Below are 12431 nucleotides of genomic sequence, written 5' to 3'. Positions count from 1 at the left end.
GAGACTCGGGAAACCGGGTCTCTTTTTTTATAACCGAATCAAAAAAACCATGCCAACACGTTTTGTTGGCTAACCGGTAAACAGTGGTCGATGGAAGGGATATGAAGGATATGAAGGGATACAGTATGACTGCCGTAGTAAACAGAACACAAAAAAGCCGCCGAGCATATGCTCAGCGGCTTTTTGAACATCATCAAATTATTTGCTGTACAATTCGACGATAAGAGTTTCGTTAACTTCGATCGGAAGTTCTTCACGTTCCGGCATACGAGTGTAGGTGCCTTTGAAAGCGTCAAGATCTTTTTCGATGTAAGGAAGTTCGAAAGAACGAAGTTCCTGGAAGTTAGTTTTGAACATTTCGTTGTCACGAGATGCTTCGCGAAGTTCGATAACATCGCCCGGTTTGCAGTGGTAGGACGGAATGTCAACACGACGACCGTTAACCAAGATATGACCATGGTTTACCATCTGACGAGCCTGACGGATGGAGTTACCGAAACCAATGCGGTATACCAAGTTGTCGAGACGGGATTCTAACAATTTAAGCATGTTTTCACCCGTAACGCCCGGCATCTTCTTAGCTTTATCATAATAGCGTACGAACTGGCGTTCAAGCAAGTTGTAGTATGCTTTAACTTTCTGTTTTTCTAATAACTGTGTGCCATATTCAGACATTTTTTTCTGTCTCTGGTCTTTTTTTACACGTTTTAACGCTTTGGAATGACCGAAAACGTTTACACCGAAACGACGGCAAAGCTTAAAGCGTGCTTCTCTTCTCGTTGCCATGTGATTATCACCTCATATAAAATTTTTAAACCTGTACCACATATAGGTACCCGATAATAATATCATATTTAACGGATACCTGGCAAGGTATTAATTGAATATAAGGAATAAGGCGCCGAGAATAGAAGGACATAAAGAGAAAATATAAATTTTTTAGATATCCCATATAAAATGCATGAGTGAATTAGAATCATATGCTATAATAAGAAAAGAATACATACAGCCGGTAATATTATCATTTAAGTTGATAGTTAATGGTTAAGTTGATAATTGACGGCTGTAATTGTGGTGATGATGCTTAAGTGGCTGCATAAAGAGGCAGTAGTCTGTTTGGTAGGTTGTGAACGAGGAGCGGATAATTATGGATGAATTACCGACTTTACAAGAATTACAAAGCTTTATAACATATAGCAAAATGGGCAATTTTACGTTGGCCGCACAGGCAGCGAACATTACCCAGTCTGCCTTCAGTGCGCAGATGAAAAAATTGGAACGCTTGGTAGGGGTACGCCTTATTGCGCGTTCTACCCGCGGTAGCCAGTTAACGCCGGAAGGTGAAAAATTTTTGCCGGAAGCAGAACATATTATTGAAACATTGGAGAGAGCAATCCATAGTATTCGCCTTGCCAATAAGTTAGAACGCCCAATTTTGAACGTTGGCATTTTGCGGAGTATCGGCGATGTGCGCATGAACCAGTACGTTGCATACTTTCAACAGCGCAACCCGGACTTTTCCATTTCCGTATACGATATGGAAGAGGAAGAGATGCTTTTGGATCTTAGGGAAAACCGCATAGATATCGGCACCTGTTACTTGCCGAACAACAAGGACATGAGTGCCTATGAAAGCGTGGCTTTGCGCGAGGACTCAGTAGCTTATTTTGCACCTAACCGTGAAGTAGCGGAACCGATTACCTGTGAAGAAATGTTGACCTATCCATTGGTTATGTACCCGCCGAAATATTTCATGAGTCAGCGTCTTAAGTTTTATTTTTCGGAAGAAGGGCGTCAAGCATTGCCGCAGACCATCCGTTTGTCAAACCCCTACGCAATGATTGATTATTGCAAGAAAAATTCCGCAGGCGCATTAATATCCAAGAGCTTATTGGAGTCCTTAGGAGAAACGGAAGGCATTTATCCGTTGGCTAAACCGTTGTTGTTGCAGGTATGCTTTGTATATCGTAACAATAACTCAAAGTGGGAAACAATGAAAACCTTTATGGATTATATCGGTCAACAAGCCAATACGTTGTAATATATTCTCCTGTTATGAAAATATATACAGATGTGATTACACTCGGCATCCTTTTTTAGGGTGCCGAGTTTTTATTATCATAAAAATTTATATCAAATATATGTAAGTTGAGTTATACATTAAACCAAATAAAGACTATAATCGTTGGCGTTACGTAACAATGATAATAAAAATATTTGATTTAGTATGATTGAGATTTTACAGAGTGAGGATGATAGCATGAACAGCAGCAAAGACAGGCTGTGGACCGCTGCCTTTATATTGGACACGGTCGTTAACTTATTGATTTATCTAATTTATTATTTGTTAATGGTTATTATTACCGTGGTAGCAAAAGACAATCTGCAAGCTTCGTTGGCTGAAGCCGGATTGGCATCGGGTATTTTTATTTTAGGCACCTTAGTGGCTAGGCTGTTAGCCGGCCGTTTCGTTGAGGAATATGGTTGCAAGAAAATGCTATATGCCGGTTTGGGCATCTATCTGATTACTACTGTATTTTATTTTTACATGCCTAATCTGTGGGTGCTGTATGTGGTGCGCTTGCTTAACGGTATTGGTTACGGCGTGGCTTCAACGGCAACCAGTACGATTGTGGCAGCGATTGTTCCGGCATCGCGCCGCGGTGAAGGCATTAACTATTACGGCCTAAGCACTAGTTTGGCAGCAGCAGTGGGACCGTTCTTGGGGATGCTTCTTATCAACTTGACTGGATTTTATTTCATTATCAGCTTATGCGTATTTTTGATTGTTCTCTGTTTGTTGGGAACGATGGGAATTCAATTCAACGAACGGGCATTGCACAATGATGCGGCAGAAGAACGACATGGCATGCGCATTTCGGATTATTTGGAACCGTTGGTAGCACCAATTGCCATCGTTGGTCTTTTTATGGGCTTTTGTTATTCCAGCGTACTCAGCTTCATGGCTGCATATGCCCGCGAAATTAATTTAGTAGAAGCGGGTACTTTTTTCTTCGTCGTTTATGCCGTCGTTATTACTGTAACGCGTCCGCTGTTGGGTATTGTCTTTGATCGAAAAGGTGAAAACTTTGTTCTCTATCCATGCTACATTGCATTGGCTATCGGCTTATGGCTGATCAGTACGGCGCAGTCCAGTGCAGCCTTGCTGTGGGCCGGGGTATTCGTCGGCCTTGGCTACGGTACATTTATGTCAAACGGACAAGCTGTTTGTGTCAAGCTTGTACCGCTGAATCGTGTAGGGGTAGCTACATCGACTTACTTTATTACCTTGGACCTCGGCCTTGGCGTAGGTCCGTACATGCTTGGCTTTGTTCGTCCTAGTCTCGGTTTCTCCGGTGTATATGATGTAACGGCCGTGGTCGCTTTAGGATGCTTTGTCCTGTATTATCTTTTATACGGACGCCATGTGGAAAAACCATCGCAGGATATGGTGCAAGGTGAAACCGGAAACGCAGTGGATCACGATGCAGCAGATGTAGCCTTGTGTGGTAAAGAGCAAGCGCAACATTAATATTTGCCGATAAATCTATTGACAAGAAACAGTTGTTTCAGTAGAATATAGCTATCAATTACAAATGTATAACAGTGATGATAGAAGAAAGTAGTTGTCTTGCTTGTGCGCAGAGAGCCGTTGGTTGGTGAAAAACGGAGACGAGGGGGCAGTGAAGTTCCTTCTTGAACTGCATGGCTGAATTAAAGTAGGTTGTGCCGGCGTAGCTGTCGTTACTAAAGCTGTGAGTTGGTCGATTCGAGATAAGTAGGGTGGTACCGCGGATATATCCGTCCCTTGGGTGCCACCCTTTTTTTGTAGAATCGTCAATGAGGGTGGTACCGCGATTCGTCATCGTCCCTTGGAGGGGGCGATTTTTTTATTGGTAATTGATAGTATGGTTGAAAAAGACGAGAGAAGACACACTGCTAGCCCCGGCGGTGGAAAGGAGAACACACATGATAGTATCGGCAGTGGTAGTAGGATTGTATGTATTGGTTTTGTTGTTAATTTCGTTGGCCGCTAAACGGCTCAGCACGGGGAATGCAGAGAATTATGTATTGGCGGGACGGCGTATGACAACGCCGTTGATTACGGTATCGATTGTAGGCTTAGCCGTCGGCGGTGCGTCTACCATCGGCGTAGCGGAACAGGCGTATGTGCATGGCATTTCTGCCGGCTGGTATACGGCGGCTTGGGGGATCGGTGCTATTGTCATGGGAATGGTAGTAGCCAAGCGGTATCGGAGACTCAATATTACAACGATCCCGGAAATGTTGGAACGCTATTACGATAAGAAGAGTATGATAGCCGGAATTGCTATTCAGATTTTAGTACAGCTTTGTGTAATGAGTTTGCAGTACGTAGCTGGTGGCACCATTTTGGCAGCATTGTTACCAGGTATTTTTGATATGACCACAGGAATGATCATGAGTGCTGTTGTATTTATCGGCGTTACGATGATGGGCGGTATGTGGTCGGCCAGCATTTCTAATTTACTTAATGTTACGTTAAAATATGCGGGTATAGCTTGTGCTGCATATGTAGCGGTACAGTTAATGGGCGGTACGGCGGCTATTGCACAGGCAGCCCCCACAGCGGTTACGCTGGATCTGGTAGACGGCGTAGGCAGTATGACAATTCTTACTTGGATTGTTACCTTGATTACCGTAAATTTATCTTTGCAAAGTATTATTCAAATTTCCTTAGGTGCTAAAACCGTAGGAGTAGCTCGTAAAGGATTTGTGTTGGGCGGTTTGCTGATGTTGCCCATAGGTTTCGTCAGTGCTTACCTCGGTGTTATTGCTTCGGAACTATATCCCGGTATGAGTCCTACCTTGGCATTACCGCAGTTGATTATGTCATTGAACCCGCTGCTGGCAGGAATTACGTTGGCGGCTTTATGGGCAGCGGATGTAAGTACGGCATGTAATTTACTCTTAAGTTCGGGCACATTATTTTCGCAAGACATTTACAAACGCTTTATCAATCCTTCCGTAAGTGAAGCTAATTACACGCGCATTACGAAAGCATCGGTTGTGGCCATGGGATTGTTAACATTTGTGTTTGCTCTTACCATTAGCGGAATTATTGCTACGCTGATGCAGGGCTTGAGTTTGATGGCTGCCTTTTCGGTGATTGTATTGATGACACTTTTTGCTCCGCGTTATTGCAGTAAGGAAGGTGCATTCTATACATTGGTAATGGCAGTGATTACTCTGTTGGCATGGAATTTTGTGCCCGCTGTCAGAGTGGTGCCGCATGTGATTTATTTGGAATGGATTGTTTGCGGACTGACCTTTGGTGTTAGTGCGTTGGTCAGTCGCCGACAAATTGTAGTGGACGAAGAATTGGAACACGCATCCGTCTAATATATAAGAAGCGATTAAATTAACATACAATAAAGGCTCTTGGTAGCTATTGGGGGATAGCTGCCAAGAGTCTTTGCTATTTGTGAAAAGAAAACACATGGGTTGAAAGTGTGGCAGAAGAAATCATCAAATAAATTTAAAAAGGCACTTGCATTGCCCTATATGATATGCTATACTATCAATGTTGTTGCGGGACGTAGCGCAGTTTGGTAGCGCGCCTGGTTCGGGACCAGGAGGTCGCAGGTTCAAATCCTGTCGTCCCGACCACTTTTTATACGAGTGGTTATGATAACTTGATACGATACAAGCGGTTCGCCGGAATAGAGGTAACTGCAAATATCGGGGCATAGCGCAGTTTGGTAGCGCACCTGGCTTGGGACCAGGGGGTCGCAGGTTCGAATCCTGCTGCTCCGACCACGTATGCGGGTGTAGCTCAATGGTAGAGCCCCAGCCTTCCAAGCTGGTCGCGAGGGTTCGATTCCCTTCACCCGCTCCATTTTTTTATGCGGATAAAATGATATATAGTATAGATATGACGGTGATATATGTATTGAGCATATATCATGTTGTAGTATATGGTCCAGTAGCTCAGTTGGATAGAGCAACGGCCTTCTAAGCCGTGGGTCGGGGGTTCGAATCCCTCCTGGATCACCAGACATGGACGATTAGCTCAGCTGGGAGAGCGCCTGCCTTACAAGCAGGATGTCGGCAGTTCGATCCTGTCATCGTCCACCATGGCTAAGAGCCTTGCATGTATGTGCGGGGCTCTTTTTGTATGATTGGGTACTGACAACCGATTACAGGTGAAAAGTAGGAAGTGAGTGTATGGTGGGACCATCGCGTATTGATATGCTTCATGGGCCGCTATTGCGGCCTTTGTTTAATTTTGCTATTCCGGTAGCGATGATTGGCATATTGCAGCAATTATTTAATACAACAGATATTTTTATTTTAGGACGTTTTGTGGGGACGGCCGCATTATCGGCAGTGAGCAACGACATACCTATTATTGGCATATTGGTTACCTTATTTATCGGTGTTTCCTTAGGTTCCAATGTTGTCATTGCACGCTACATGGGAGGCCGGAGATATCGGGCGGCTTCTGTGGCGATTCATACCACATTGGTACTGGCGGCATTGATAGGCATTGGTTTTACTGTGCTAGGTGAGATGCTGGTTACGCCGGTTATTCATTATATGGATGTGCCGCCGGAAGTAATTGATGATGCAGAATTATATCTGCGGGTGTTCCTATTGGGAATGCCGGGAATGGTCATGTATGATTTTGTGTCGGCGATTTATCGAAGCTACGGAAATGTACGAACTCCTTTATTGGCGTTGCTACTGGCCGGTATCTGTAATGCCGTGGCAGATATCATTGTGGTATCCCTTGGGTGGGGGTTATTAGGTGTAGTCGGTACTACGGTGGCAGCCAATTATGTGGGACCGATTCTACTGTTGCGGCTATTGCGATATGGGCACGGTGTGCTTCATATCTATCCCGGTGCGTTTCATCTTAATAAGGCAGATGTAAAAGAAATTTTGCGCATTGGCATTCCGGCGGGATTGCAAGGGATGGTATTCAATGTGGCCAATATGATTATTCAAGCAGCGATCAATAACCAAGGAGCTGAGGCTATGGCGGCTTCCGGTGTTTCCCTGGTTATGGAATTGAACACCTATCCGTTTATCATCGCCTTTGGACAGGCGATTACAACATTTACGGGACAAAATAATGGGGCTGGTAATGAAAAACGCAGTCATGAGGTGGCTTATTACGGAACATTGTTAAGCTTTGGCTTTACCGCTGGTATGACCGTGGTGGCCTTGCTATTAGCACGAGTATTTCTTCAGTTCTTCGGACTTGATGAAGAAGCCGTTGAGTTAGGTGTGACCAGATTGTATTTGATTGTGGGCTTTTACTTTCTGTGCACGATTTATGAAAGTTTATCCGCTTCGATGCGTGGCTTTGGACATTCCCTGGCACCGGCTATTGCCATGACCATTGGCATTTGCATGACTCGCGTTGTTTGGATTTATACAATCTGTGAAATGTATCCTTCGTTCACGATGATTATGTATTGCTATCCTGTCAGCTGGCTAGCCGCAGATATTTTAATTGGTGCTATGTACTGGCGCATGCGTATGCGATTGAAAAGACGGATGGCTATTGCATAAAGAGAAACGTGCAGCAGAGGCAAGTACAGCAGAGGTAAGTATAGTAAAGGGAAATATAATAAATGGAAATATAATAAAGTAGTAAGAGCGTACAAGATGAAATTACAGTAATCGTGTGTAGGATCGCTGTAATAGCCGATAAGGCGGCAACAGATGAAGATATTCATTTCTGTTGCCGCCTTTTATATTGGAATTTGTGGTAATATATAGGTAACCGAATTTTGGTGTTAGTTAAAGGAGGAGTATGAACATGAAAACGGTTAGGATTGTCGTATCTATGTTAATGGTATTGTGTTTTGGCGTGTTTATGGCATCAGCTTCGTCAATAGTGGGACATAAGATTCCCGATAATTATATGACGGTGTTAGGGGTGCCTATGGGCGCTAAAAAGGCAGACATAATCAGAAGCTTAGGCGAACCGACGAAAACTCAATTTCGCCTTGTACGTGGCGAAGGGACATATATACTAAGCTATGGAGGAACGGATTTTTATTGTTTGAAAGGTGAGGAAACGGAAGATAATGCTCAATTAGTAAGGGTGATTCTTACAAATCGTGATGCAGCTATAGTCGGTAATATAGCGGTAGGTGATTCTATTACAAAACTGGCAGAAGCAGATATTTTTGATTTCCAACCGGATAGAGTACATCATTCCGATAAGGATAGAAGAAAAGCGACGATTTTTTATGGGCAATATATCCCACGAACTGATTATATGTCAGGCATCTGGTTTCAATTGTATAAGAACAATAAGGGTGAGTATATAATAACCGAGATCGATATTGAACGATAATGTAAAATGGATGGGGAATAAAAAGAATTGCTGAAATGATAAATCTATATGATGAAAATTACATAACCTAAGGAAAACGTTAAATGATCTAAAGAAGAATATAGCCCTGTATACGTGGTGTAGCAACTTTTTATGAATATTGCCAACCATATGCAGGGCTGTTTGTATGTTTAGATACTTTTAATAATTACCTATTTTATATTAACTCATCAATCTCGGAGCTGTACATAATACGCTTGCCGAAGAAGGATTCAATGAGTTCAACGGCGAGTTCGCCTGTTTTATTTTGAAAATCTAGAATTGGATTTACTTCAACAACTTCCAAGGAAGTAATGAGTGGTCCATATGTAGAAATGTATTTCATAATAAAGTGTGCTTCGCGGTAGGTTAAGCCGCCGCGTACAGGAGTGCCGGTACCGGGTGCTTCGCTGGGATCGATAGCATCCATGTCGAAGCTGATGTGAATGCAGGAAGATACTTTTTCCAAATATTGCATAGCTTCTTGCATGACATGTTGAATACCGTAGAGCTCGACTTCTTCCATCGTGTATACAGTGACGCCGTGTTTATGAAGAAGCATAACTTCACCGCCGTCAAGATCGCGAGCACCAACGATGACGACGCGCTTAGGATCGATTTTTCTTCCCGGCCGTTGGATATGAATAAAATCCTCATCACCGATACCGCAGTTGATAGCCAAGGGCATGCCGTGTACATTTCCTGTCGGTGAAGATTCCGGCGTATTGAAATCGCCGTGAGCATCTACCCAAAGTACGCCCATTTTCGGTTCATCACAGGCCAGCCCGGCAATAGAACCGATGGCAATGGAATGATCCCCGCCCAAAATCAAAGGAAAGCTATCCTCTTTATAGATTTGATAGACTTCTGCTGCCAATGTTTGACACACCGTTAAGATTTCTTCACGATAGCGCATGTTTTTATTAGCCGTATTCATACCGACGGGGACATGAATATTGCCTCTATCTTCGACAATTTTGCCCATAGCTTCTAAGCGATTGACCAAGTCGGCGTGGCGGATAGCCGCAGGGCCCATATCGGCACCGCGTCGTCCGGCCACGAGTTCCATGGGAACTCCTAAAATTGTAATATTTTTCACTCGTGTTAACACCTCCGCATCAAAATAGATATATGTAGGGAGTGACAGAAGAACCACTCTCCTTAACAGCTCGGAATAGAGCTTACACCTGTAATATAACGAAAAAAGATAGGAAAAGTAAAATACGAATGTAGAATGATATTGTACAAAATTAATATAATACTGGCTATGATATCGCAAAGTTGCATTTAACTTTACCTATGATTTGCAGTAAAATAAAATCATATAAGCTTAGGTAAGTGGATTATATAGGTCGGCGTATAGTGAGATAGCAGTCGCGTAATCCATTGTACAGGTTAGTAGTAGGTAGAAGAGGAGATGGAATTATGGCAGGTGTCAGTGAATCCGTAAAAGCAGCGCTTATTGAGGGGTATCCTAAATTTGCGGAAGCAACAAAACAATTTTTTGATAAAACATTAGCGCCCGGTGATTACAAAAAGATTTCCGGCGGTCAAGGGTGCTATGGCGAACATGGGGCTAACAGCGTAATGCTGCGTCTTCGTTTTGCCGGTGGTGCTATCGACAAAACACAGATTAAATTTTTAATTGATGCGATGAAGGAGCATCCGATTACATTCACGCATATTTCGACGGGACAATCCTTACAGCTTCATCACTTAGATGCTGATACGGTGATTGACTTATTCCCGAAAGCACATGCTGCAGGCATTTATACCCGTGGGGCCGGTGGGGACAATCCGCGTAATATGACGGGGGCTCCTCTTCGCGGTGTAGGTAAGGGCGCAGCCTTTGATGTGACTCCTTATTTTACAGCGGCACAAAATTATTTGATGACGTTGGTTACGACGTTAAAATTACCGCGTAAATATAAAATTGCGTTTTCCTCCGGTTGTGAAAACGAAGGTCATGCTACGTGTAAAGAATTAGGATTCATTGCCGAACAGGATGGAACATTCACTGTATATGCCGGCGGTGGTTTGGGTGCCAATCCGAGAGTGGCTACGAAGGTGGCTGCCGGCGTAGATCCTAAGGACGTGCTGTACTATATGTATGCTATGGGCAAGCTTTACGAAGATTTTGGCGATTACAAAAATAAAGCGCGTGCTCGCAGCCGTTACATTGTAGAACGCTTAGGGGCCGATGAATTTATTCGCGTGTTTAACGAATACGTGGCTAATGCAAAAGAAACTCAGCAGCTCGACATTGTACCGGAAGAAGCCGGTGTCACTAAACAGGGTACCGGTGTGCCTACGACGAAGCGCGCCGCGGAACAAGAGCAGCCGGGATTATATTATGTAAATTATCATCCGTTCGGCGGCGATCCGGATGCGAAGACCTTCTTGCGTTTGTTGGAATATATTTATCCGTTGCAGGATGTTACGTTGCGTCTTAATACGGATGAATCCATGTATATTATTAATCTGAATGCCGAAGAAGCCGATGAAGTGGCTAAGATTGTGGAAGCCGATAATGCTACCACCGATTTTGATACGTCCATTTCCTGCGTTGGTTGCACGGTATGTCAGATTGGTTTGCGCGATTCTTCCGGCATGCTTGCCAAGATTCGTGACGCCGTGGTAGCAGCTGGCGACGTAGATGAAGCTCTGTTACCGCAGATCCGTGTATCCGGTTGTCCGAACTCCTGCGGTGCTCATGAAGTAGGTCTTCTCGGATTACAAGGCTTTAGTAAAAAAGTAAATGATGCGGTGGTGCCGGCCTTTGCTCTTAGCATGGATGGCAGTTGTGACTTGCACGATACAAAATTGGGTAATCGTGTAGCGGTAATTACCGAAGAAGAACTACCGGTATTCTTTGTTGAGTTGGGTCGCGTGTTGACGAAGGCGAAGACTTCGTTCGCACCGTGGTATGCAGCACACAAGGATGAATTTATGGCCTTGGTTAAAAAATTTGACTAAGCCGATTGGTGTGAGCGTGCATCTATGATTGGAACTTTTGTAAATGTGGCAGCCATTATCATCGGTAGCCTTATCGGTAGCGTCATAAAGTCAGGCTTAGGCGAGAAGTATCAAACAATGCTGTACGATGCCATGGGGATGGCCGCAGTTGGTTTGGGACTGGCAGCGGTTATTCAAAACTTACCGCACAGTACCTATCCGGTTCTTTTCATTGCCAGTTTGGCTATCGGTGGAACATTGGGAACCTGCTGGGATTTGGAACAGCGCTTTAAAAATATAGTGGTACGCGTTGGCAAGCGTGGAGAAGGAACGGATGCGAATCGGTTGGGCCAAGGTTTGGCAACGGCGATTATGTTGTTTTGTATCGGTACCTTGTCGATTTTAGGGCCTATTAACAGTGCCCTTTACGGAAATCACACATATTTATTTACCAATGCGACGCTGGACTTTGTTACCTCCATGGTATTGGCGACTACTTATGGATTGGGGATAGCTTTCGCCGCTGTCGTTCTCTTTGTGTGGCAAGGGTCCCTCTATTTGTTGGCGCATCAGTTGGTGACGGTTCTTGACTCGGTGCTTATGACTGAAATCTCCATCGTCGGTGGGTTCTTGATTTTCGGATCCGGTCTTGCTATCTTGGGCATCAAGCCGATTAAAAGCGTGAATATGTTGCCGGCATTGCTCGTACCCGTCATTTGGGTAGTCATCGTTAGCTTGTGGAAGTAAATAAAAAATAAAGTGATACTCATATATCTAAGAGGTCAGGTCTTGTGAATGACACTCTTGCGATGTATGAGTATCGCTTTTTGTTTTGAGGAATAGATGGCTTTTGAGGGAATAAAAAAGTTTAATGGATGTTAATGATAGAGTATTTGATGATGTGATGTAACTATCTTGCTAGTCTAGTTGATGAGCAGATGAGTAGAATCAGACTTTTGTGTAGATAGTTACTAGAACACCTTTAATTCCATAGTGTAAGTTATATGGAGAAGTATAATTTTGGCCCATGCGTTAAAGAGATTTTTATTATGGTTAATTGTAAAATGAAACTGAACACATAAAAAATCCATAGTGACTACGCCGT

9 protein-coding genes, 5 tRNA genes and 1 other annotated feature are annotated in these 12431 nt (G+C 43.7%); of the genes, 12 read left to right on the top strand and 2 right to left on the bottom strand.

The features are described from left to right. Positions 1–198 precede the first annotated feature (198 nt). Positions 199–786, bottom strand: coding sequence for a 30S ribosomal protein S4 (gene rpsD, locus Q5873_RS07590; protein ID WP_028254651.1), 588 nt, complete (start codon positions 784–786; stop codon positions 199–201). Positions 787–1147: 361 nt separating this feature from the next. Here rpsD and Q5873_RS07585 point away from each other — a divergent pair, with 361 nt between their 5' ends. From Q5873_RS07585 to Q5873_RS07540, 10 genes are all read left to right on the top strand, one after another. Further along, on the top strand, positions 1148–2041 hold the full coding sequence (locus tag Q5873_RS07585) for a LysR family transcriptional regulator (protein ID WP_288189971.1): 894 nt from the start codon (positions 1148–1150) through the stop codon (positions 2039–2041). A 219-nt stretch (positions 2042–2260) separates the two neighbouring features. After that, complete coding sequence (locus tag Q5873_RS07580; RefSeq protein WP_303060221.1) at positions 2261–3532, top strand: MFS transporter; 1272 nt, start codon at positions 2261–2263, stop codon at positions 3530–3532. 68 nt (positions 3533–3600) lie between these two features. Continuing rightward, positions 3601–3812 (top strand) — a binding site (T-box leader). A gap of 157 nt (positions 3813–3969) precedes the next feature. Further along, entirely contained in the window at positions 3970–5382 is a 1413-nt protein-coding gene (locus tag Q5873_RS07575) for a sodium:solute symporter family protein (RefSeq protein ID WP_205088372.1), read from the top strand. 190 nt (positions 5383–5572) lie between these two features. Continuing rightward, positions 5573–5649: transfer RNA gene (locus Q5873_RS07570), tRNA-Pro, on the top strand. A 73-nt stretch (positions 5650–5722) separates the two neighbouring features. After that, positions 5723–5799 (top strand) — tRNA-Pro (locus Q5873_RS07565). 5 nt (positions 5800–5804) lie between these two features. Continuing rightward, positions 5805–5878, top strand: a tRNA-Gly gene (locus Q5873_RS07560). An 81-nt stretch (positions 5879–5959) separates the two neighbouring features. After that, a tRNA-Arg gene (locus Q5873_RS07555) sits at positions 5960–6036 on the top strand. Between the two features lie 5 nt (positions 6037–6041). Beyond that, a tRNA-Val gene (locus Q5873_RS07550) sits at positions 6042–6117 on the top strand. Between the two features lie 90 nt (positions 6118–6207). Next, a complete protein-coding gene (locus Q5873_RS07545) occupies positions 6208–7560 on the top strand; it encodes an MATE family efflux transporter (protein WP_303060219.1) in 1353 nt (450 codons plus the stop codon). A 250-nt stretch (positions 7561–7810) separates the two neighbouring features. Beyond that, positions 7811–8353 carry a hypothetical protein gene (locus Q5873_RS07540; protein WP_028254647.1) on the top strand — a complete coding sequence of 181 codons (543 nt, stop codon included), beginning with the start codon at positions 7811–7813 and terminating at the stop codon, positions 8351–8353. A gap of 196 nt (positions 8354–8549) precedes the next feature. Here the strand turns inward: Q5873_RS07540 and rocF are convergent, their stop codons facing one another. Further along, positions 8550–9470: an arginase gene (gene rocF / locus Q5873_RS07535; protein ID WP_303060217.1), complete on the bottom strand. Its 921-nt coding sequence runs from the start codon at positions 9468–9470 to the stop codon at positions 8550–8552. Between the two features lie 326 nt (positions 9471–9796). On the opposite strand from rocF, the gene Q5873_RS07530 reads away from it, so the two are divergent. Both Q5873_RS07530 and Q5873_RS07525 read left to right on the top strand, forming a co-directional pair. Further along, complete coding sequence (locus Q5873_RS07530) at positions 9797–11347, top strand: nitrite/sulfite reductase (protein ID WP_303060215.1); 1551 nt, start codon at positions 9797–9799, stop codon at positions 11345–11347. 24 nt (positions 11348–11371) lie between these two features. Further along, positions 11372–12073, top strand: a complete 702-nt coding sequence (locus Q5873_RS07525) for a DUF554 domain-containing protein (RefSeq protein ID WP_303060213.1) — start codon at positions 11372–11374, stop codon at positions 12071–12073. Positions 12074–12431 lie beyond the last annotated feature (358 nt).

This window comes from Veillonella magna, from assembly GCF_959600285.1.
Classification (GTDB): Bacteria; Bacillota; Negativicutes; order Veillonellales; family Veillonellaceae; genus Veillonella_A; species Veillonella_A magna.
This window is presented reverse-complemented; position numbering and strand designations above follow the sequence as displayed.

What these genes read in the sequence shown, in the direction of transcription:
- Q5873_RS07530 (WP_303060215.1), top strand. Translation starts at nt 9,797, where the DNA reads ATGGCAGGTGTCAGTGAATCCGTAAAAGCAGCGCTTATTGAGGGGTAT.
- Q5873_RS07540 (WP_028254647.1), top strand. Translation starts at nt 7,811, where the DNA reads ATGAAAACGGTTAGGATTGTCGTATCTATGTTAATGGTATTGTGTTTT.
- Q5873_RS07580 (WP_303060221.1), top strand. Translation starts at nt 2,261, where the DNA reads ATGAACAGCAGCAAAGACAGGCTGTGGACCGCTGCCTTTATATTGGAC.
- rpsD (WP_028254651.1), bottom strand. Translation starts at nt 786, where the DNA reads ATGGCAACGAGAAGAGAAGCACGCTTTAAGCTTTGCCGTCGTTTCGGT.
- Q5873_RS07545 (WP_303060219.1), top strand. Translation starts at nt 6,208, where the DNA reads ATGGTGGGACCATCGCGTATTGATATGCTTCATGGGCCGCTATTGCGG.
- Q5873_RS07575 (WP_205088372.1), top strand. Translation starts at nt 3,970, where the DNA reads ATGATAGTATCGGCAGTGGTAGTAGGATTGTATGTATTGGTTTTGTTG.
- Q5873_RS07585 (WP_288189971.1), top strand. Translation starts at nt 1,148, where the DNA reads ATGGATGAATTACCGACTTTACAAGAATTACAAAGCTTTATAACATAT.
- Q5873_RS07525 (WP_303060213.1), top strand. Translation starts at nt 11,372, where the DNA reads ATGATTGGAACTTTTGTAAATGTGGCAGCCATTATCATCGGTAGCCTT.